This is a genomic window from Bacillus sp. UNC69MF (genome assembly GCF_000746035.1).
Taxonomy (GTDB): Bacteria; Bacillota; Bacilli; order Bacillales; family Bacillaceae; genus Bacillus; species Bacillus velezensis.
In genome coordinates this window covers 801,426-823,877 of sequence record NZ_KN050798.1, presented here as the reverse complement: position 1 = coordinate 823,877, position 22,452 = coordinate 801,426, and the positions used below count along the sequence as shown (strand labels likewise).

The window sequence follows — 22,452 nt, the reverse complement described above, 5'->3', positions numbered from 1 at the left end:
TTGGGACAACTATATCATGTTTTAATAAAAAAATAAATAGGAATGATTTTGGTGATATCATTTTCAGTGAAAACTCTCTCCTTTTTAAGAAGAGAGCTCATCATATTGTTCCTTAGATAATAGTACTTCCCTCGGTTTGCTTCCTTCATACGGCCCGACGACGCCCCGTTCCTCCATTGCGTCAATCAGACGGGCAGCTCTCGTATATCCGATTCTGAACCGCCTTTGGAGCATGGAGACTGATGCCGTCTGCATGCCGATAATCAAATCGACCGCTTCGTCATAGAGATCATCCGTTACTTCACTGTGTGTTTCCGAAACTTCTTCCGGAATCATCTCTTCTTGGTACTGCGCTTTTTGCTGCGTAATGACATGATCAACGACATGCTCAACCTCTTCATCGGATAAGAATGCCCCTTGCACACGCACCGGCTTATTTGCGCCTACAGGCAGAAACAGCATGTCTCCGCGCCCCAGAAGCTTTTCAGCGCCGCCCATGTCTAAAATTGTCCGTGAATCGGTCTGAGAGGAGACACTGAAGGCGATTCTTGACGGGATGTTGGCTTTAATAACACCGGTAATAACGTCGACTGAAGGCCGCTGTGTCGCGATAATCAAATGAATTCCCGCCGCCCGCGCCATCTGTGAAAGTCTCGTAATTGAATCTTCCACGTCGGAAGAAGCGACCATCATCAGATCGGCAAGCTCGTCAACGATGACGACGATGTACGGCAGCTCAGGCTGCTTGACTTCTTCTTCGGCATTTGACCGCTTAATATGATCGTTATAGCCTTCTATATTTCTCGTACCCGTATGGGAGAACAGCTCATAGCGGCGCTCCATCTCATTGACGACCTTTTTCAAAGCCTGCGAGGCCTTTTTCGGATCTGTCACGACCGGCGCAAGCAGATGAGGAATGCCGTTATACACATTCAGCTCAACCATTTTCGGGTCAATCATCATCATCTTCACTTCATGCGGTTTGGCCCTCATCAGAATGCTCGTAATAATACCGTTGACACAGACGCTTTTTCCGCTTCCCGTTGCCCCCGCTACGAGCAGGTGGGGCATTTTGTTCAGTTCGGCAAGCACGGCTTCCCCGGAAATATTTCGTCCCAAGCCGATCAGAAGCTTCGCGTCCGGCTTGTCATTGAGCTTGGATTCAAGCACTTCTTTTAACGAAACCATCGCAACTTCAGCATTGGGCACCTCGATGCCGATTGCCGATTTACCCGGAATCGGCGCTTCGATCCGGATATCCTTCGCGGCAAGCGCGAGCGCGAGGTCATCGCTCAGATTCACGATTTTACTGACTTTGACCCCGACGTCCGGATACACCTCATATTTTGTGACCGCCGGACCGAGATGAACCTGCGTCACTTTCGCCTTTACGCCGAAGCTTTGAAAAGTCCGTTCGAGTTTTCTTGCATTCTCGTAAATGTTTTTCTTATCGGTCTGCTGGCCGGTATGTTTCGGGTCAGCCAGTATGTCCAGTGAAGGCATTTGATAATCTTTATTTTCAAGCTCTGTAAACGTCATCGGCGGAGCCGCAGCCGTTTCGCCACTGTCTTGAGCGCCGCCGGAAGGCTCATCTTTTGCCGCTTGTGCAGCCTCCTGCGTTTTTTCCGGGATCAGCGGTTCGGCGGGCTCTTCCTGACGGTCTGAAAAGCTTGAAATAATCGGCTCTGAATGGATGATCGGCGAAATGATTTCCTCATCCTCTTCCTCCGGTTCAGGCTCTTCTTTTTTCTTTTGAACCCGTTTTTGTTTTTTGCCCGATTTTGTTTTTGTTTTCGGCGAAGACATGTTCGTTCTGACTGTTTTCATATCCTCAAGAAATGCCTGCCATTGACTGCGGATAAACCGGCCGACGGGGCTCGTCCACTTTTTGAGCGTTTCCTGCAGTGAACGGCCCGTTACAAGAATCAGCCCCATTAAGATCAGCACGATCGCCATGATCTGTGAACCCGTTGATGCAAATAAAAAGTGGGAAGCTGCAAACAGTACCGCGCCGATCATGCCGCCGCCCAAATCAGGGGAAGCAGCCTGCTGTTTCATGTCAATCATAAACAGCTCCCACGTGTTGCCGATGACACTTGCCGACCGAATCGACCCGTGATAAGACAGATTTTTAAAGAGCTGCACGTGAGACAGCAGCAATATACTGGCGATAATACAGTACAGCCCTGCCTTTCTTCTCGTTAAAAGGCTTGGACTCTTCTTTTTCCAAAACAGCGAAATTCCGAGAAGGAAGAGCGCAATTAAGCATAAAATAAACCACTCTCCGGCAAAAAAACGGAACAAGTACACAAATGTCTGTCCCACAACGCCGAGCTGCAAAACAGCAATAATCGAGATTGCAACACAGAGCAGTCCGCTTAGTTCGTATTTTAGATTGAGCTTACTCTCTTGTTTCTTTTTAGATTTCCGTTTTTTCTTTGCCACACTCATCACCTTACTGCGTTAAAAAATGTAAAATCATACATCATGAAGAAAAGCAGCCTTTTGCCGGCTGCATTTTTCTGTAGGATTCCCCTATTATAGCATATTTTGCCCCCGAGAAACGGACTGAATGCCGGTTAGATTTTCAGCTTGATTTTTTGTCCCGGAGCGATGTCCGGATTCAAGAAATCCATCGGGTTCGTACTTAAAATCTGTACGACTTCAGCTTCATTTCCCTTCATCTCAACTAGCAGCGGCACGCCGGCATAATCTACCTGTTCATGCACGCTTTGCTCTATATCCTGACCGTAAACGACTTCTTGGGGCATGACGGTATAAAGGATCATTGAATCATCCTTCCTTCCTCGCCCTTTCGTTCCTCAATCAGCTGATTCAGCTTTTTTATCGCCTGTCCGACGCCGCCCACGGCATCAATTAATCCGTAATCAGCCGCATCTTTCCCGACTACGTTCGTCCCGATGTCCCTGGTTAAGTTTCCTTTTGAAAACATCAGCTCTTTGAATTTTTCTTCGGAAATATTTGAATGATGGGTCACAAAGTTGACGACCCGCTCCTGCATTTTGTCCAAGTATTCAAATGTTTGCGGAACCCCGATAACCAGACCTGTAAGCCGAACGGGGTGAATGGTCATAGTCGCTGTTTCCGCGATAAAACTATGATCACATGACACGGCGATCGGCACACCTATCGAGTGTCCCCCGCCGAGTACGATTGAGACGGTCGGTTTTGATAAGGATGCGAGCATTTCCGCAATCGCAAGCCCCGCTTCCACATCGCCTCCGACGGTGTTTAAGATGATCAGAAGTCCTTCGATTTTCGGATTTTGCTCAATGGCGACGATTTGCGGAATGACGTGTTCATATTTGGTTGTTTTATTTTGCGGCGGGAGCTGGACGTGCCCCTCAATTTGGCCGATGATCGTCAGGCAGTGAATATTGGTATCTTGGGACATTTGCGGCAGAGATGTCTCTCCCAGCTGCTGAATTTTGCTCATAATGCTGTCTTTCGCATCTGATTTTTCGGGCTGCTGTTCTTCGGTGTTTTCCATACGATGATCCATTTTATCTTTCACCCTTTCCGAATGTCTCTTTGTATTATGAACAAAGATGATGATTTCCATCCGGGACATGAACAAAAACACAGCCGGAGCATCATGCGCTCCGGCTGTGTATACATTATACTTCCATAATGATCGGAATGATCATCGGCTTGCGTTTTGTTTTTTCATAAAGGAATTGATTCAGCGCATCACGCATGGCTTGTTTCAGCGTGGACCATTCTACGGCAGATGTTTCCGTCGCTTCAGTCACGATAGAGCGGACGAGCTCAGTAGCTTGTACAATTAAACCTTCTGATTCTCTGACATATACGAAACCGCGCGTAATGATCTCAGGACCTGATACGAGGTTCTTTTTCTGCTTATCGAGTGAGATCACGACGATGAGAATGCCGTCTTGTGATAATAAGCGGCGGTCTCTCAGCACGATGTTGCCGATGTCGCCGACTCCGAGGCCGTCAATCAACACGTTTCCGTACGTGACTTTATCCCCGATTTTCACATTCTGGCCGCGGAATTCAACGACGTCACCTTTTTCAATCAAGAAAATGTCGCTGCGTTTCATGCCGATCTCTTCTGCGATTTTGGAATGCGCTTTTTGCATTCTGAATTCACCGTTAACCGGAATTAAATATTTCGGTTTCAGCAAATTAAGCATGAGTTTCAATTCTTCCTGCGAACCGTGACCGGACACATGCACGCGTTTTTGGGCGAAAATGACTTGAGCGCCGGCTCGGGCAAGCAGGTTGACGGTTTTGGAATATATCAATTCATGCCCCGGAATCGGTGTTGATGCAATGACAACGGTGTCTCCTTCTTCAATGTTAAGCTGCTTGTGCGCCTGCTTGGCCATCCGCGTAAGAGCGGCCAGCGGCTCACCATGGCTTCCGGCTGTAACAATTGCCACTTCCCGCTTCGGATATTTTTTCACATCCTGCACAGGAATAAACATTTCATCTTCGGCTTCAATATAGCCGAGCTTGCGCCCAAGCTGAAGCACGTTTTGCAGATTTTTTCCGGCGATTGCAAGTTTGCGGCCGTTCTGGACGGCAGCCTGTATCACTTGCTGGATCCGGTTGATATTAGACGCGAATACAGCAATGATGACACGGTTTTCTGAATTGTTCATCGCATCGGAAATTTCACCGCTTACATATGCTTCTGACGGAGTATACCCCGGGCGCTCCGCATTGGCGCTGTCAGAAAGCAGGGCGAGCACGCCGCTGTTTCCGATTTTGGCAATTTCGCCAATATCACATGATTGGTGATAAGCAGGCGTCTGGTCAAATTTAAAGTCTCCCGTGCATACAATAGAGCCAAGTGATGTTTTGAAGCTGACTCCCACTGAATCCGGAATACTGTGAATCGTTTTAAAGAACGATACTTTCGTTGATTCAAATGTAATGACTGATTTAGAGTGAACTTCACGCAAATCAGCTTTTCGATTATGCCCGTACTGCTTGAGTTTTTCTCTCAGTAATGCAAGCGTAAGCTTCGTTCCGTATACCGGCACCGACAGCTTGTTCAATAAATAAAAGACGCCTCCGATGTTTTCATCGTGCCCGTGTGTCAGAAAGATGGCCTTCACGCGGTCAGCCCGTTCTACTAAGTAGGAAATATCCGGAATGACGACATCAATACCGAGCATTTCATTTTCAGGGTGCATCAGCCCTGCATCCACTACAAATATGTCTGAGTCAATTTCAATGACATATAGGTTCTTCCCAATTTCTCCGACGCCGCCAAGGGCGATAATTCTGACGTTTTCTGTATTTTTCTTTTTCAAAATCTGTATCCTCCTAGTCTCATACCCGTCCATCATCACTTGTTCCTATTATAACTGATATCAATTTTAGAAAACAAGAAGAAGCGGAAGGTTTAGGGAAAACCAATATGTATACAAAACGGTCAAACTCACGATAAAAATGAGAATGACCGCGTATTTTAACTGTATAAATTTTTTCTTACAGTTCGCTGATGACGCTGCTCAGGCTCAGACGTTCATCTTCATTCAGCGGGATAAGAGGAAGACGCACAGATCCGACATCAAGGCCTTTCAGCTGTAGCGCCGTTTTGACCGGAGCCGGATTAGGCGCTTTAAAGAGCTCCTTCATGATCGGCAGAAGCTTCTGATGAATCAGTGCCGCGGTTGCCGTCTGCCCGTTCGTATAGTTTTTAATCATCTGCTGCATGTCAGAACCTACGATATGGCTGGCCACTGACACGACTCCTCTTCCGCCGACTGCGAGAATAGGAAGCGTTAACCCGTCATCACCTGAATAGACGTAAAAATCTTCCGGTGTTTCGGCAATGATTTTCGTAATGGCATCAAGATCGCCGCTCGCTTCTTTAATCGCAGAGATATTCGGTATCTCCGCAAGTCTGATGGCCGTTTCCGGCGCAAGCGAAGCGACCGTTCTGCCCGGCACGTTGTAAAGCATCACAGGAAGAGACGTTTCTTCAGCTATGGCTTTAAAATGACGGTACATCCCCTCTTGGGAAGGCTTATTATAATACGGCGTGACAAGCATAACGCAATCGACGCCGGCTTCTTCAGCTTTTTTTGTCAGTTTAATGGAGTCTTTCGTATTGTTGCTTCCCGTACCCGCAATAACAGGCACGCGTCCGTTCACTTCTTTGACTGTAAATTCAAAGAGTGCAATTTTTTCTTCCGTTGAAAGTGTCGGAGATTCGCCGGTCGTGCCTGCGACGACTAAAGAATCCGTACCGTTTTTCAACAAATAGTCGATTAATGTAGACAGTTTTTGAAAGTCTACATTCCCTTTACTGTCAAAGGGGGTAATCATCGCTGTAGATATATTTCCGACATTCATTTTTTTCACCTCATCATGATTCAATCACATTTACTTTGAAAGTTCAAACACTTCATGCAGCGCATTTACGGCCGTTACCATATCTTTTTCATGAACGAGCACCCAGATCGTCGTATGGCTGTCGGCAGATTGCAGAATCGGAATGCCTTTATCAGAAAGTGCGGAGACGATTTTTGACGTGACACCCGGAACACCCATTATCCCGGCGCCGACCGCTGACACTTTCGCACAGCTCTCCGTCACTGTCGGCTCATATCCTAATTCAGCCAAAATGCTGCGCGCGGCTTCCGTTTTACTGCCGGCTACGGTATATACGATTTCACTCGGCGTAATGTTAAAGAAATCTACGCTGATTCCGGCATTTGCCATTGCTTTAAAGACTTCAGTCTGAACGTTGTATTGCCCCATTTTGGCGGGAACCTTAAATTGCGTCACATCTTTCACATGGGCGATCCCCGTGATCAGCCGTTCGAATACATCGCTGCCGATGTTAGACGAATGATGGGACGTCACCAAAGTGCCTTTGTCTTTTGAATAAGTGGAGCGCACGCGGATCGGCACCTTTGCCTGCATGGCGATTTCCACCGCGCGCGGATGAATGACTTTCGCGCCTTGATAGGCAAGGTTGCAGATTTCCGTATATGTGACGTTCGGAAGCGGCTTAGCATTTTCCACGATTCTCGGATCGGCTGTCATAACGCCTTCCACGTCCGTAAAAATGTCGATAAACTCAGCATCAACCGCCGCGCCGAGCGCCGCTGCTGAAGTATCGCTTCCTCCTCTGCCGATTGTCGTCGTGTCGCCTTTTTCAGTCGCTCCCTGAAATCCTGCGACAACGACAGCGTCATGGCTGGCAAGTGCAGCGAAAAGCCGCTCTGTTTTCATTTCTATAATTTTGGCGTCAGTATGCTGGGCATTGGTTAAAAAGCCGGCCTGGGCTCCTGTTAAAGCTGCGGCTTTTATGCCGTTTTCCTTCAGCATGCTGGAAAAAACAACGGACGAAATCGTTTCTCCGCAAGACAGAAGCATATCCTGCTCTCTCGGAGAAATGTCGGACTGGCTGCCGTAAAGGAGCCCGATTAAAGAATCTGTCGCGTACGGGTCTCCTTTTCTTCCCATCGCCGATACGACAACGACAACTTTATAACCTTCACTGATGGCATCTTTAATGTGTGCTAGCGCAAGCTTGCGGCCTTTGTCATCTTTTACGGATGTTCCGCCGAATTTTTGAACAATGATCTTCACTATTTTCACTCCAAATTAGTCTGACGTAACAGAAGAGAGCAGGCAGAGCCTTACTCTCTTCTGTTCGCCTATAGAAAATACGTTTGTTTATACGAGGTTCAGTTTTTGCAGGCTTTCCGCGATTTGGACTGAGTTCCAAGCGGCGCCTTTTAACAGGTTATCAGAAACAACCCACAAATGAAAACCGTTTGCTCTGTCCAAATCTTTCCGGATTCTTCCTACAAATACATCGCGTTTGCCGACGCAATCAGCAGGCATCGGGTAAAGCTGCTCCGCCGGATCATCCTGAAGCGTAACACCCGGAGCTTCTTTTAAAAGCTGTTTCATATCTTCAACGGTTGCGTCATCACGGTCAAGCTCAATGTAAACAGATTCTGAGTGCCCTGTTTCAATCGGCAGTCTGACACATGTCGCAGCCACTTCCAGATTCGGCATATGCATGATTTTTTTCGTTTCATTAATCATTTTCATTTCCTCAAACGTATAGCCGTTATCTTGGAATTTATCAATTTGCGGAATGGCGTTAAATGCGATTTGATAATGCTTTTTGTCGCCTTTAACCGGCATAATGGACGGTTCTGCGGGTTCATTGTTTAAAATCGCCTTTGTCTGGCTGTACAATTCCTTCGCCGCTTCATTGCCGGCCCCGGACACAGCTTGGTAAGTAGATACAATGACTTTTTTCAATCCGTACGCTTTGCGGATCGGTTCAAGCGCAGCCACCATCTGAATCGTTGAACAGTTAGGGTTGGCGATAATGCCGTTATGTTTGTGCAGATCACCTTCGTTCACCTCAGGCACCACGAGCGGTGTATTTTCGTCCATACGGAATGCGCTGGTATTGTCAATCACGATGGCTCCCCGTTTTACAGCCTCAGGCGCCAAGCTTTGTGATACGCTTCCGCCGGCGCTGAATAACGCGATATGAACGCCTTCGAAGCTTTCAGGAACAGCTTCCTGCACTGTATATTCTTCGCCTTTAAACGTTACTTTCGTACCAGCAGAACGCTTTGAGGATAGTAGTGTGAGTGTTTCGATTTCAAAGTTTCTGTCTTCCAGTGTTTTCAGCATTTGCTGTCCTACGGCTCCCGTCGCTCCGACAACTGCTACGTGTAATCCTCTTCCCATCTGTAAAACTCCTTCCGCCAATTAAGCATCATTTGTTGAATTGACTTTGCATTTTACGTTTTATTTTACCATAGAATAGTCACGGATTGATCGAATTTTTTTATTCCGGAATGATTTTCTGTCATCATGATTTTTTATTCTTGGTGGTGTACGAGCACCGGCTGAACCTGCTGGTGCAAAAGAGCTTTTTCTACCGTAATCGGAAGGAGATCCATTCTGGCGACGAGCGATGTCGGTTTTTTCACGTGGTCGTCCTGGCCGAACGGGATGAAATATATGTTTTTTGCGGACATCAGCCTCATTAAGTTCGTTCCGTTTAAACCGAGTCCGTCGTTTGTCGAAATTCCGAGCACGACCGGGCGGCCGTTGCGGATCGTGGCTTTCGCAGCCATAAGGACGGGGCTGTCAGTCATCGCATTTGCGAGTTTGCTCATTGAATTTCCGGTTAAAGGGGCGATGACCATGCAGTCGAGCGGAAGTTTCGGCCCGAGAGGCTCCGCTTTTACGATGGAATCAATCGCCTCAAAGCCTGTTGCTTCTTCAATTTTTCTGACCCAATCTCCCCCCTCCCCAAAGCGGGTATCGGTCGATTGAACGGTTGATGTCACGACCGGCCGGACTTCAGCTCCTTGACTGATAAGCGCCTCTATTTGCGGAAAAACTTCCTCATATGTGCAATGCGAGCCGGTTAATCCGAATCCGATTCTTTTCCCTTTCAGAGACATGGTTATTTCCCCTCTTTCTTTAAGTCTGCCAAAAGCTTGCTCAATACGTTCGCAATAATCTGTCCGGCTGTTTTCGGGGCCACAATTCCCGGAAGACCCGGAGCAAGCAGCGCTTTAATGCCTTGTTTTTCAGCATATTTGAAATCCGTTCCGCCCGGACGGGATGCTAAATCCAAAATCAAGGTCTTCGGCGTCATACGCGATAAAACGCTTTGATTCAGAATCAAGCTCGGTACGGTGTTAATGCAGATATCAATATCATTTACATGTTCAGTAAGCTCTTCAAGTTGAAAAGGAGAAAGCCCCATTTCCGTTATACGGGCCAAATGAGCCGAACTCCGCGCGCCCACTTTTACCTTCGCTCCTAACGCCGCAAACGTCCGGGCGATCGTCATACCGGTGCGCCCCATGCCGAGAACGGCGACATTTGATCCGTGAATGGTATAATCCGTATGCTGAATCGCCATCATGATTGTTCCTTCAACAGTGGGAATCGAGTTGAATATCGCGATATCGTCCCGTTCAAATAATTTCACAAGTTTGCGGCCGGCTTCGCTGGCGATCCCCTCAAGATACGCGTTGGAGATGCCTGAATAAATGACGCAATGCTCCGGTGTCCGCTCAAGATAGCTCTGCTTTAATACCACTTCTTCATTTGAAAAAACCGTGGAAACAACGCCTTTTCCGGTCGTTGCCGATACGGGCAGGATGATACTGTCTATTTTTTGAAAGGGAATCTCATCAATTTTGCATTTGACGGTTCCTGTAAAACCGTCATCCAATTGGTCAAACCCTGCAAGATAAATATCGGCATGCTGTTCTGTCAGCTTTCTTATAATCTCAAGCTGTCTTGCGTCACCGCCAATGATCGCAATTGTCAATCCGGTTAACATCTGAAACGTTCACCTTCTTTACAGTTACTGGATCTTTTAAGTGTCATCCTCCTCTTCATCGTATGTGCAAAGAGAAAGGGCGGTGAATGTACAGCGTTCTTTTTCATGAAAAAAGCACCGGCTGTATGAGCCGGTGCTTGCAAAAAATGAATAAGATCTACTCTTCGGGAGGCGTGATCTCCCCCGGAACGTCTAAAATGATCATGTCTGACCCGATTTTTTGGATATGGTTCCAGGGGACGCGGATGTCGTGGCCTTGTTTTCGCAATCCGAACCATTTTACCGTCGGTATCAACAGCGCGGTAATTTGTCCGTCCTGTTCATTAATTTCCAAATCGGTCTGGCCGAGCACGCCGAGCCGCTCTGCCCGTTTAATGTCCACAATTTCTTTACCTGAAAGTTCACTGAGCCTCATGATAGCCACCCCCTTGTACTATATGACCCGGAGCAAAAAAAAATGCCTGCCCCGTATAGAGGCAGACTGCTTTTCCGATTAAGACGAGGCCGGCATATTGCCGGTCGGGCTGATGAGCGATAGTGCGTAATCATCCGTAAATAAGCGGCGGCTGAGGCCGTTGACGCTTTCCAGGCTGACCGCATTTAATTCAGTGATAATTTCATCCATGGTCTTATGCTTTCCGAGCAGGAGTTCGTTTTTCCCGTTCCGGCTCATTTTGCTGTTTGTGCTCTCTAAGCTGAGCATTAAGCTCCCCTTCATTTGCTCTTTGCTGTTTTCCAGCTCTTTCGGAGTGATACCCTCACGTTTTAGAACCGATAACGTTTCCTGAATGGTTTCAGACAGAAGTCCGAGCTGATTCGCGCCGGTGCCTCCGTAAATCGTCAGCATACCGCTGTCTTCATAGGAACTGTGATAACTGTATACAGAATAGGCCAGTCCTTTATCTTCGCGCACATCCTGGAAAAGACGGCTGCTCATGCTTCCGCCCAGCACGTTGTTTAAGACGATCAAATCGTAAATGTCCGGATCTCCGACTTTCAGGCCTTTGAAACCGAGACAGAGATGCGCCTGTTCGGTGTCTTTTTTTCTGGTCAGCTTTTCATAATGAAACTCAGGCTCGCTGATGCCGCTTGCTTTGCCCTTCGCTTCGTATGTACCGAACCATTTCTCCACGTCTTTAATGAATTGTTCCGTTACATTTCCGGCGACAGAAATGACGACGCGGTCCGGCGTGTAAAAGTCATCCATATGCTGTCTGAGAGAATCGCCGTTAAATGACGAAAGCGTTTCCTCCGTCCCGAGAATCGGGTAGCCGAGCGAATGATTGCCGTATGTCGCTTTGCTCAGCAGATCGTGGACAATGTCATCCGGCGCGTCTTCATACATTTTGATTTCTTCATATACGACGTTCTTTTCTTTTTTGAGCTCATCTTCGTCAAAAGCAGAATGAAAGAACATATCAGCCAGCACATCAAGTGCGTAGTTTGCATGCTCATCCAGCACTTTGGCGTAATAGCACGTATATTCTTTTGAAGTGAAGGCATTCACTTGGCCGCCTATCCGATCGAAGGATTCTGCGATTTCACGTGCGGACCTGGTATTTGTTCCTTTAAAAAACATATGCTCAAGAAAGTGCGAAATACCGTTTGTATCCGGCGTTTCATGACGTGATCCCGTCCCGATCCATACGCCGATTGCCACAGACCGCACCGTTGGATTATTTTCAAGCACAACTCTTACACCGTTTTGGCATGTATAGCGTTTTATCAAGTCTGTTCCTCCTATTCAAAGACAGGCAACTGCCGCCTGCTACTTCATCAGCCTGTTTTCATCCATTAAGTCAGACACTGAGCCGAGCGCGTAGCCTTTTTCTTTGATTTTTGCAATCAGTGTATCCAGGCTTTTCGCAGTCGGATCAGTCGGATGCATTAAAATCATGGCTCCATTATGTATTTTGCTCAACACCCTTGTTTGTAAAACAGCCGGAGACGGTTTTTGCCAGTCAATGGTGTCCACGGTCCACATGATGGTGCCCATTCCTTTTTCCGCCGCAAGATCGACCACGGCTTTTCTGAAGCTGCCGCTTGGCGGCGCAAACCATTTCGGCTTTATGCCGAGCGTCTCGCTGATTTGTGCATTGGTTTTGTCAAGCTGTTCGGAAATGCTTCCTGAAGTCAGTTTGCTCATATCAGGGTGATTGTATGAATGATTTCCGATTTCATGTCCGTCTGCCGCTATTTTTTTCCCCAGTTCCTGATTGTTTTTCAGCCATTTCCCTTCAAGAAAGAAAGTTGCTTTGACCTGGTGCTGCTTCAGAATAGGCAGCATTTGCTCCACGTATTCATTTCCCCAGGCGACATTTATCAGGAAAGCGACCATCGGTTTGTCGGGATTTCCTTTATAAATGGGTTCGGGCGCGAGAGAATCAAGATGGACTTTCGGTTTTACCTGCTCATAGACAAGGCCGTCTTCGTGAAATTCTCCGTCCTTTTTCATTTGTTTATAGGATTTTTCCACATTGACTTTTAAACCGTTATATCCCGGTATACTCTTCCATATTTTATCAATCCGCGCGTCTTGCGGCTTCACTTCATACTCTGACGCTTTTTGCAGTAATTCTTCATAGAGCGGATCTTTTGATGCTGACACAGTTACAGCGTCTTTTTTCATTGCGTCTATGTAATCAACTGTATACGGATTTTTTAACATTTCAAACGAAACAAAAAAAAGAAATAAAAAAACGGCAAACGGCACGAATTTTTTCAACATGTCCTTCCCCCCTCACCACACATTATGTATGAGGAGGACAAGGTAGAACCCGTCTGTTGTCTTTCTCAAAATAAAGAAGCCGGGTCTCCCAGGCTCCTTGTTAGGTTTTCATTTAAGATTGTTGTTGTTCCTGTTCTTTTTCTTTCTCTTCGCGCAGCACTGCTTTACGCGACAGATTCACTCGTCCCTGTTTGTCAATTTCAGTTACCTTCACAAGGATTTCGTCACCGATTTTCACAATATCCTCAACCTTGCCGACCCGTTCGAGCGCTAGTTCAGAGATGTGAACGAGACCGTCTTTTCCGCTGAAGATTTCAACGAAAGCGCCGAATTTCTCAATCCGTTTGACTTTACCGAGGTAAAGCTGGCCGACTTCGACTTCTCTGACAAGATCTTCGATGATTTTTTTCGCTTTTTGGTTGCTGCTTTCATCAGTAGAAGAAATAAAGATGGTGCCGTCTTGTTCAATGTCAATTTTAACACCGGTATCTTCAATGATTTTGTTGATTTGTTTACCGCTCGGTCCGATAACGTCACGGATTTTATCCGGATTAATGTTCATCGTTAAAATTTTCGGCGCATATTGAGAAAGTTCTTTTCTTGATTCACCAAGCGTGCTGAGCATGCTGTTTAAGATTTCCATTCTTCCTTTTTTCGCCTGCTGAAGCGCTTCTTCAAGAATTTCTCTTGAAAGGCCTTCAATTTTAATGTCCATTTGCAGCGCTGTCACGCCTTTTTCCGTGCCGGCTACTTTAAAGTCCATGTCACCGAGGGCGTCTTCCATCCCTTGAATATCCGTTAATACCGTATAGTACTCGCCTGATTTCACAAGTCCCATCGCGATACCCGCAACAGGGGCTTTAATCGGAACACCTGCGTCCATCATGGCAAGCGTACTCGCGCAAATGCTGGCCTGTGAAGTGGAACCGTTTGATTCAAGCACTTCGGATACGAGGCGGACCGTATACGGGAAGTCTTTTTCATTCGGAATGACCGGCTCAAGCGCACGCTCTCCAAGAGCACCGTGACCGATCTCACGGCGTCCCGGTCCGCGCATCGGGCCTGTCTCCCCTACGCTGAACTGCGGGAAGTTATAATGATGCATAAAGCGTTTTGATTCTTCCACGCCTAAACCGTCAAGAATCTGAACGTCCCCAAGGGCGCCTAATGTACATACGCTGAGCGCCTGCGTCTGTCCTCTCGTAAACAGCCCGGAGCCGTGCGTTCTCGGCAGAAGGCCGACTTCTGAAGAAAGCGGGCGGATCTGATCAACGCCGCGGCCGTCCGGACGGACTTTTTCTTCTGTGATCAAACGGCGCACTTCGTTTTTCACGAGTTTAGACAGTGTCTGTTTCACTTTTTTAATCGTATCTTCATCATGCTCTTCTTCTTCGAATTTCGCGACAACTGCATTTTTCACTTCATTGATCGCGTCTTCGCGAGCATGTTTTTCGTGAACCTGAATGGCGCTGAGAAGATCCGGCTCCGCAAGGCTTTTTACTTTTTCGCTGAGCTCTTCGTCAATTTCATACAGTTCGATTTCTGTTTTCTCTTTGCCGACTGCTGCGACGATTTCTTCTTGGAATGCGATCAGGCGCTTAATTTCTTCGTGACCGAACATAATCGCCTCAAGCATGATTTCTTCAGGAACTTCATCCGCTCCGGCTTCCACCATGTTGATGGCGTCTTTTGTGCCTGCAACGATGAGGTTGATATCACTTTTTTCAAGCTGGTCAACCGTCGGATTGATGACGAATTTTCCGTCAATGCGGCCTACCGTCACACCCGCGATCGGGCCTTCAAACGGGATATCGGAAACGCAAAGAGCGAGTGATGAACCGAACATTGCAGCCATTTCAGATGAGCAGTCCTGATCAACACTCATGACAATGCTGATGACCTGTACTTCGTTACGGAATCCGTCTGCGAAAAGCGGGCGGATCGGACGGTCGATCAGACGGCTGGCTAAAACAGCCTTTTCACTTGGACGGCCTTCTCTTTTAATAAAACCGCCCGGAATTTTACCTACTGCGTATAATCTTTCTTCATAGTTAACGGTAAGCGGGAAAAAATCTAGCGGTTTCGGTTCTTTTGATGCGGTTGCTGTGCTGAGCACTGCAGTATCGCCGTAGCGGACCATGACAGCGCCGTTTGCCTGTTTGGCAAGCTGGCCGGCTTCTACTGTAAGCTGTCTGCCGGCCCAATCTATGGTAAAGACATGTTTCTCTTGTCCCATTCGATTACGAGCTCCTCTCTTAATGTGTGAAATAATCAATTACTCCTATTATGAACGAAATGAATTGAACATATCAATGTCAAAGTAGTATGTAAAAGGATTTCATTGTTTTTTTATCATTATTTTTTTCGCTTTAATACGATAAAAAAGCGGGAATCCTCCCGCTTTTTACGATTATCGACGTAAGCCTAGTTTGTTAATTAACTCACGGTAACGAGTTACGTCTTTATTACGCAGATACGTAAGAAGATTACGACGTTTACCTACCATTTTAAGAAGACCGCGACGTGAGTGGTGATCTTTCTTGTGAGTACGCAAATGCTCGTTCAAGTTGTTAATTGAGTCTGTTAGGATAGCGATCTGAACTTCTGGAGATCCAGTATCAGATTCGTGTGTTTTGAACTCACTGATGAGTTGATTTTTACGCTCTTGAGTAATTGCCATCCTGTTTCACCTCCATATCATAATTAGCCCCAGTTACCTAGCAACCGTCGGTGACTTCGGATTGCCAAGCAATGGTTTTAAGACTACGAAACATATGATACTAAAAATCGCGCCCATATGCAAATCTTTTAGAAGAAAATTTGTGTACTTTTGATGTTTTTTCCGTTATTTGCTGAAAAAACGGATCGCTTCTTGTTTGTCTTTCCCGATCTGAGCCGTCAGTTCTTCGATGCCGTTAAACTTCCGTTCGCTTCGGATTCGTTTGTACCACTCGATTTTAACGTCTTCTCCGTATACATCCTGTTGAAAATTAAACAAATGTACTTCAATTGACGGCTGATCGGGACGCTTTTCATAAAAGGTCGGTTTGTAGCCGATGTTGCAGACGCCTTCATACACCTCGCCTTTTATTTCGGCTTTCACTGCATACACGCCTGTCGGCGGCACGATATAACTGTTGTGCAGGCCGACATTCGCGGTCGGAAAACCGATGGTGCGGCCTCTTTTGTCTCCGTGAATCACAGTGCCCCGGACAAAATACGGCTGGCCGAGAAGGGTGTGCGCAAGTTCAACGTCACCATCCTGCAGCGCTGACCGGATATAAGTGGAGCTGATCTTTCTGTCCTGCTCGGTCTGTTTCTCGACAGTCGTGCATCCGGCCTTGCCGTTTAAATCGTCCGGCAGCGTCTCCATCGTGCCTTTTCCGTATTTTCCGTACGTAAAATCGAAGCCTCCCACAGCGTGCCGCGCGTTTAACCCTAAAATATACTCCTCGGCAAACTGTTTTGGAGACAGAGACGCAAACGCTTCATCAAACTTTACGACATACAGCACATCAGCGCCTAAACGCCCGATCTGGCTGATTTTATCTTCAAGCGGCGTAATCAGATCCTTTGGCTCTTTGTCCCTGCCCAACACATGGGAAGGGTGGGGATGAAACGTCATAACGGCCAGCGACAGGCCTTTTTCTTCGGCTATTTGTCTGGCTGTTCCGATTACTTTCCGGTGTCCCAAATGAACGCCGTCAAAGTAGCCGAGCGCCATGACAGACGCCGGCTGCTCTTCTTTTTGTAAATGATGCGGATGAGAAATATGTATCGTCTTCACAGAACGGTCACCTTTTTTCTTATTGTTCGCTTTTTTGCATGAGCACTTTAGCCGGTTTCAGCAGTCCTTTTTTTGAAGGATGCGGCATATAAATGGCCACACATTCTCCGTCTTCAGTACAGACCGCTATACGGGCGTCAGCTGTCATTGCAGAAAATTCCGCCGGGATGTCAAACACTGACCCGTTTTCAGCTTTCTTAGCTAATGTATCACTTATGACCCATTTCGGCAAATGATTGAGCGCTCTTTCAATCGGCACGGCATGCTCTGCAACCGTTCCGTCTGAAACCTGCTGTTCAAGTTCCTCAAACGTGAAACACTCATCAAGGCTGAAATCGCCGGAAGCGGTGCGGATGAGATGCGACATATGCGCGGGATAGCCGAGTTTTTCACCGATTGTCACCGCCAATGTTCTCACGTAAGTGCCCTTTGAGCACGTGACTGTAAAGCGGAATGATGCTGTGTCTTCTTTATAAGTGACAGGGGAAGTGAGCGCGATATCTTCAATCGTGATATTCCGCTTCGGCCGCTCCACTTCAATACCGGCTCTGGCGTATTCATAGAGCTTTTTCCCGTTGACCTTTACAGCGGAATACATCGGCGGCACTTGCTCCTGCGGTCCCTTCAGTTCGTCTAAAACGGCTTTGATATCCGCTTCTTTCAGCGGCTCCTTGACAGGTTTTACGCTGACCGTTTCTCCAGTCTGGTCTTCGGTCGATGTGGAGAAGCCGAGAGTGATCTCAGCATCGTACGTTTTTGACTTGTCGGTGACGTACTCAACAATCTTTGTGGCCCGTCCGACACAGATCGGCAGTACGCCTGACACTTCCGGATCAAGCGTTCCCGTATGTCCGACTTTCTTTGTTTTTAACAGCTTTCTTATTTTCATTACACAGTCGTGAGAAGTCATGCCGACCGGTTTATGTAAAAGGAGAACTCCGTTAACCATATGTCTTTCGCTCCTTTGTTATCAATTGTATCCCGTAAAACGCAGAAAAGAGGACAGACGACACTCGCCCATCCTCTTTCCTTGTTATTCAGACGGTTTATCTGAATGCAGTTCGTGAATCAATGTTTCAATACGGTTGCCGTACTCAATTGATTCATCAAATTCAAATTCAAGCTCAGGCGTTTTGCGGAGTCTGATTCGGCTGCCGATTTCGGAACGGATAAATCCTTTCGCTTTCTCAAGCCCTTTCAGCGCCTCCTCTTTCTTTTTCTCTCCGCCGAGAACGGAGATATACACCTTCGCTATTTGTAAATCACCTGAAACACGTACGTCTGTTACAGTGAGAAATCCGATTCTCGGGTCTTTCAGCTTTCGGCTGATAATATCCCCGAGCTCTTTTTTCATCTGCTCGCCGACACGGTTTGCTCTCATACTCAATTCAATCACCTCTAAGTTAAAACCACTCTGTTCTAGTGATCGTCCGTTCTATTTCGGGAAAGGAGTCAATAAACGCGAGTACACGCTGGATCTCCTTTTCCGCCTGAACGTGAGAGGAGGAGACGACGGCGATTCCGAAGCTGGTCCGCTGCCAAGTGTCCTGATAGCCGATTTCTGCGGCCGACACGTTGAACTTATTCTGAACCCTCGTTATAATCCGCTTCAGAACGGCTCGTTTCTCCTTTAATGATCCCGCATCATAAATGATGCATTCACATTCCGCAAATCCGATCACTTTCTTTCGATTTCCTGCATGACATACGCTTCAAGGATGTCGCCTTCGCGAATGTCATTGTATTTCTTAATTGTAATACCACATTCATATCCTTGTGAAACTTCTTTCACATCATCTTTGAAGCGTTTCAGAACGTCTACTTCCCCTTCGAAGATGACCACGCCGTCACGGATCAGGCGGAGTCCGCTGTCACGTGTAATGTGGCCGTCTGTTACATATCCGCCGGCAATCGTGCCGATTTTCGACACTTTGAATGTTTGGCGCACTTCAACCTGGCCGATGACTTTTTCTTCGTATTCAGGATCAAGCATTCCTTTCATCGCCGCTTCAATTTCTTCGATGACTTTGTAAATGATACGGTGAAGACGGATATCTACATTTTCAGCTTCAGCCGTGCTCTTAGCATTTCCGTCTGGGCGCACATTAAACCCGATAACGATTGCATTTGAAGCAGATGCGAGAATGATGTCTGATTCCGTAATCGCACCGACGCCTGTGTGAATGATTTTCACTTTTACGCCTTCTACTTCAATTTTTTGGAGAGCGGCTGTTAACGCTTCGGCTGAACCTTGAACGTCAGCTTTTACGATTAAATTGATGTCTTTGACATCGCCTTGTTTAATTTGTTCAAACAGATCATCGAGGCTCAGCTTCGCTTTGTCGCTGCGCTGTTCTTCCAGTTGCTTGGAAGCGCGTGCTTCACCGACAGAACGGGCTGTTTTTTCGTCTTTAAAGACGAGGAATTGATCGCCAGCCTGCGGTACGTCGTTTAAGCCAGTAATTTCTACAGGTGTGGACGGTCCGGCTGTTTTCACGCGGCGGCCGAGATCATTGACCATGGCCCGCACGCGGCCGAATGTATTTCCGACAACGATCGGATCTCCGACATTCAATGTTCCCGTTTGAACGAGAAGTGTCGCGACAGACCCTCTTCCTTTATCGAGCTCAGCTTCAATAACCGTTCCTTTTGCCTGACGGTTCGGATTGGCTTTCAGCTCTTCCACTTCACTGACAAGCAGAATCATTTCGACAAGCTCGTCAATTCCCTTGCCTGTAAGAGCGGACAGAGGAACGAAAATCGTTTCTCCTCCCCATGCTTCAGGAACGAGTCCGTATTCAGTCAGCTCCTGCATGACACGGTCAGGGTTCGCGCTTTCTTTATCCACTTTATTCACGGCAACGATAATCGGAACCTCAGCCGCTTTCGCATGGTTGATGGCTTCGACTGTCTGCGGCATAACGCCGTCATCAGCCGCTACGACTAAAATGGTAATATCAGTTACTTCCGCCCCGCGCGCACGCATTGTTGTGAACGCCGCGTGTCCCGGAGTATCTAAGAACGTGATTTTTTTGCCGTTTTCTTCGATCTGGTAAGCCCCGATATGCTGGGTGATTCCGCCGGCTTCACCTTCAACAACTTTTGTTTTTCTGATGCTGTCAAGCAGGGTCGTTTTCCCGTGGTCAACGTGGCCCATGATCGTCACGACAGGCGGACGGATTTGAAGATCTTCTTCTTTGTCAGCCTCTTCATATTTTTCAAGCTCAGTTTCTTCAAGCACAATCACTTCTTCTGTTTCTACACCGTATTCAGATGCGATCAGTTCGATTGTGTCTTTGTCAAGCTCCTGGTTAATGGTAGCCATTACGCCCAGAAGCATCAGTTTTTTAATGAGTTCAGACGGCTCTTTGCCCAGTTCCTCGGCTAAAGCTCCGACTGTTAAAGAGCCGGAAAACGTAATTTTCTCAGGAAGCTCTTTTTTTGGCTTCAGCGGTTTTTGCTGATACTGATTTTTGTTGTTATGATTGCGTTTGTTTTTGTTTTTGTTGTTGTTGTTATTCTTCTTGTTTTTGTTAAATTGATTATTCTGCACGTCATTCTTCTTTCCGTCTCGAATTTTGTTTGGTTGATTCCCAGCAGGCTGCTGATTAATCCCTTGCGGCTTGTTTTTGTTCGTTTCCGCAGGCTTCTGAGATGTAACGCCGGCGCCGCCTTTTTTAAATTTCGCATCAAGCTGCTTAATGGTCTTTTCTTCAAGCATTGCCATATGGTTATTTACTACTATATCCATGTTTTTCAGCGCAGTCAAAATTTCCTTGCTTGAAACATTGATGGCTTTTGCATATTCGTAAACTCTCATTTTAGCCATTCGTTCACCCCCAAAAATATTAATCGAGCAAGCTGATCAGCTTATTCGCAAAACCTTGGTCAGTGACGGCGACAACGACACGTGATTCCTTGCCGATAGAGCGGCCGAGATCAGCGCGGCTTTCGACTTTTTTATAAGGCACTTTATAATAATTGCATTTATCGGATACTTTTTTTGCAGTATTCGCAGATGCATCTTCTGTCAGCAGAACAAGTTTTGCACGCGCATTTCTAATTTCTTTTATAACCAAGTCCTCGCCCGACACGACCTTACGAGCTCGATTGGCCAGACCCAGCAAGGGAAACCATTCCATTCCAGACATGTTATTTTTTCACCTTTTCCGCCAGTTCCAGCAATTCTTCGAAAATCTGGTCATCGATTTGTGATTGAAATTGATTTTGCAATGTGTTTCTCTTTTTCGCAGCTAAGATGCATTCTTTCTCAAGGGTGATATAGGCACCCCGCCCGTTCTTCTTTCCGGTCGGATCGACTGAAATCTCTCCTTCTTTAGAACGGACAATTCGGATCAGTTCCTTTTTAGGCTTCATTTCCCCCGTTACCACGCATTTGCGCAGAGGAATTTTTTTTCGCTTATTCACCTAAAGTCACCTCTTATTCATCCGATTCGGCTGTTTCAGGCTCCATAAAGAGCGGCTCTAAATCGTCATCTTCTTCATGCTCTCTCGGATAGATGCCAAGGTCTCTTGCATCCGTTTCACTTTTGATATCGATTTTCCAGCCTGTCAGTTTCGCAGCTAAGCGGGCGTTTTGCCCTCTTTTTCCGATTGCCAGAGAAAGCTGGTAATCAGGAACGATGACAGTCGTGGCTTTTTCTTCTTCGCTGACGATGACATCCAGCACTTTAGACGGGCTGAGCGCATTGGCAACAAATTCAACCGGATCATCAGACCAGTTGACGATATCAATTTTTTCGCCCTTCAGTTCATTGACAATCGCCTGCACGCGCTGGCCTTTAGGACCGACGCATGAACCGACCGGATCAACGTCAGGGTCATCAGTGCGGACGGAGATTTTAGAGCGGTCGCCCGCTTCTCTGGCAACGGATTTCAGTTCGACCGTTCCGTCATAAATTTCCGGCACTTCGATTTCAAAAAGACGCTTCAACAGACCAGGATGCGTTCTTGATACATAGATCTGAGGCCCTTTTGTCGTTTTTTCGACCTTTGTGATAAATACTTTAATCCGATCGTGCGGTTTATAGCTCTCATTCGGCATTTGTTCATTGACGGGCAGCAGCGCTTCAATCTTGCCGAGAGACACGTAAATAAACTTGCTGTCTAAGCGCTGTACAATTCCCGTCATGATGTCTTCTTCACGATCGATAAATTCTGAGTAAATCACGCCGCGCTCAGCTTCACGGACACGCTGCGTCACCACTTGTTTCGCCGTCTGCGCAGCAATGCGGCCGAAGTCTTTCGGCGTTACTTCTATTTCAACGACATCTCCGACAAGGTAGTTCGGATGGATGTGCTGGGCGTCGTCAAGCGAGATTTCAAGTCTTGAATCGTATACCTCGTCTACGACATCCTTTCTTGCGAACACGCGGATCGTGCCCGTCTCACGGTTCAGATCGACCCGTACGTTTTGCGCCTGGTTAAAATTTCGCTTATACGCGGAAATTAAGGCAGCTTCAATTGCTTCGATGATAATGTCTTTACTGATGCCTTTTTCTTTTTCAAGAATAGTGAGAGCATCTAATAGTTCACTGCTCATGTTAGCGGTCTCCCCCCTTAAACACTAAT

Annotated in this window: 22 protein-coding genes; all 22 read right to left on the bottom strand. The window is 46.9% G+C overall.

The window, feature by feature from the left end:
* Positions 1-84 precede the first annotated feature (84 nt).
* A complete protein-coding gene (locus BR62_RS0116190) occupies positions 85-2,445 on the bottom strand; it encodes an FtsK/SpoIIIE family DNA translocase (protein WP_007409812.1) in 2,361 nt (786 codons plus the stop codon).
* Positions 2,446-2,579: 134 nt separating this feature from the next.
* On the bottom strand, positions 2,580-2,789 hold the full coding sequence (locus BR62_RS0116185; protein ID WP_003154161.1) for a YlzJ-like family protein: 210 nt from the start codon (positions 2,787-2,789) through the stop codon (positions 2,580-2,582).
* Positions 2,786-3,523, bottom strand: coding sequence for a ClpP family protease (locus tag BR62_RS0116180; protein WP_003154162.1), 738 nt, complete (start codon positions 3,521-3,523; stop codon positions 2,786-2,788). Before BR62_RS0116180 ends, BR62_RS0116185 begins: the two co-directional genes overlap by 4 nt.
* Positions 3,524-3,638: 115 nt before the next feature.
* Positions 3,639-5,306: a ribonuclease J2 gene (gene rnjB, locus BR62_RS0116175; RefSeq protein WP_007409811.1), complete on the bottom strand. Its 1,668-nt coding sequence runs from the start codon at positions 5,304-5,306 to the stop codon at positions 3,639-3,641.
* Between the two features lie 178 nt (positions 5,307-5,484).
* Positions 5,485-6,354, bottom strand: a complete 870-nt coding sequence (gene dapA, locus BR62_RS0116170; RefSeq protein ID WP_003154166.1) for a 4-hydroxy-tetrahydrodipicolinate synthase — start codon at positions 6,352-6,354, stop codon at positions 5,485-5,487.
* A gap of 30 nt (positions 6,355-6,384) precedes the next feature.
* A complete protein-coding gene (gene dapG, locus BR62_RS0116165; protein WP_003154168.1) occupies positions 6,385-7,599 on the bottom strand; it encodes an aspartate kinase in 1,215 nt (404 codons plus the stop codon).
* An 87-nt stretch (positions 7,600-7,686) separates the two neighbouring features.
* Entirely contained in the window at positions 7,687-8,727 is a 1,041-nt protein-coding gene (gene asd / locus BR62_RS0116160) for an aspartate-semialdehyde dehydrogenase (RefSeq protein ID WP_012117572.1), read from the bottom strand.
* Positions 8,728-8,861: 134 nt separating this feature from the next.
* On the bottom strand, positions 8,862-9,452 hold the full coding sequence (gene dpaB / locus BR62_RS0116155) for a dipicolinate synthase subunit B (protein ID WP_015239869.1): 591 nt from the start codon (positions 9,450-9,452) through the stop codon (positions 8,862-8,864).
* 2 nt (positions 9,453-9,454) lie between these two features.
* The gene (gene dpaA / locus BR62_RS0116150) at positions 9,455-10,345 is read right to left on the bottom strand and encodes a dipicolinic acid synthetase subunit A (protein WP_032871500.1); all 891 of its coding nucleotides are present in this window, start codon (positions 10,343-10,345) and stop codon (positions 9,455-9,457) included.
* Positions 10,346-10,502: 157 nt separating this feature from the next.
* Entirely contained in the window at positions 10,503-10,760 is a 258-nt protein-coding gene (locus tag BR62_RS0116145; protein ID WP_003154176.1) for a YlmC/YmxH family sporulation protein, read from the bottom strand.
* 78 nt (positions 10,761-10,838) lie between these two features.
* Complete coding sequence (locus BR62_RS0116140) at positions 10,839-12,074, bottom strand: M16 family metallopeptidase (RefSeq protein ID WP_007409807.1); 1,236 nt, start codon at positions 12,072-12,074, stop codon at positions 10,839-10,841.
* 39 nt (positions 12,075-12,113) lie between these two features.
* A complete protein-coding gene (locus BR62_RS0116135) occupies positions 12,114-13,073 on the bottom strand; it encodes a polysaccharide deacetylase family protein (RefSeq protein WP_012117569.1) in 960 nt (319 codons plus the stop codon).
* A 112-nt stretch (positions 13,074-13,185) separates the two neighbouring features.
* Positions 13,186-15,309, bottom strand: a complete 2,124-nt coding sequence (gene pnp, locus BR62_RS0116130; RefSeq protein WP_007409805.1) for a polyribonucleotide nucleotidyltransferase — start codon at positions 15,307-15,309, stop codon at positions 13,186-13,188.
* Positions 15,310-15,483: 174 nt separating this feature from the next.
* Positions 15,484-15,753 carry a 30S ribosomal protein S15 gene (rpsO, locus tag BR62_RS0116125; RefSeq protein WP_003154182.1) on the bottom strand — a complete coding sequence of 90 codons (270 nt, stop codon included), beginning with the start codon at positions 15,751-15,753 and terminating at the stop codon, positions 15,484-15,486.
* 165 nt (positions 15,754-15,918) lie between these two features.
* On the bottom strand, positions 15,919-16,860 hold the full coding sequence (gene ribF, locus BR62_RS0116120) for a bifunctional riboflavin kinase/FAD synthetase (protein WP_032871498.1): 942 nt from the start codon (positions 16,858-16,860) through the stop codon (positions 15,919-15,921).
* Between the two features lie 19 nt (positions 16,861-16,879).
* Entirely contained in the window at positions 16,880-17,809 is a 930-nt protein-coding gene (gene truB, locus BR62_RS0116115) for a tRNA pseudouridine(55) synthase TruB (protein ID WP_017417788.1), read from the bottom strand.
* Positions 17,810-17,893: 84 nt separating this feature from the next.
* On the bottom strand, positions 17,894-18,247 hold the full coding sequence (rbfA, locus tag BR62_RS0116110; protein ID WP_003154185.1) for a 30S ribosome-binding factor RbfA: 354 nt from the start codon (positions 18,245-18,247) through the stop codon (positions 17,894-17,896).
* A 16-nt stretch (positions 18,248-18,263) separates the two neighbouring features.
* Positions 18,264-18,542 carry a DUF503 domain-containing protein gene (locus BR62_RS0116105; RefSeq protein ID WP_003154188.1) on the bottom strand — a complete coding sequence of 93 codons (279 nt, stop codon included), beginning with the start codon at positions 18,540-18,542 and terminating at the stop codon, positions 18,264-18,266.
* Positions 18,539-20,689, bottom strand: coding sequence for a translation initiation factor IF-2 (infB, locus tag BR62_RS0116100; RefSeq protein WP_015417484.1), 2,151 nt, complete (start codon positions 20,687-20,689; stop codon positions 18,539-18,541). Before infB ends, BR62_RS0116105 begins: the two co-directional genes overlap by 4 nt.
* Positions 20,690-20,708: 19 nt before the next feature.
* The gene (locus tag BR62_RS0116095; protein WP_003154192.1) at positions 20,709-21,011 is read right to left on the bottom strand and encodes a YlxQ family RNA-binding protein; all 303 of its coding nucleotides are present in this window, start codon (positions 21,009-21,011) and stop codon (positions 20,709-20,711) included.
* Between the two features lies 1 nt (position 21,012).
* The gene (rnpM, locus tag BR62_RS0116090) at positions 21,013-21,288 is read right to left on the bottom strand and encodes an RNase P modulator RnpM (protein ID WP_032866046.1); all 276 of its coding nucleotides are present in this window, start codon (positions 21,286-21,288) and stop codon (positions 21,013-21,015) included.
* 13 nt (positions 21,289-21,301) lie between these two features.
* The gene (nusA, locus tag BR62_RS0116085; RefSeq protein WP_003154195.1) at positions 21,302-22,423 is read right to left on the bottom strand and encodes a transcription termination factor NusA; all 1,122 of its coding nucleotides are present in this window, start codon (positions 22,421-22,423) and stop codon (positions 21,302-21,304) included.
* Positions 22,424-22,452 lie beyond the last annotated feature (29 nt).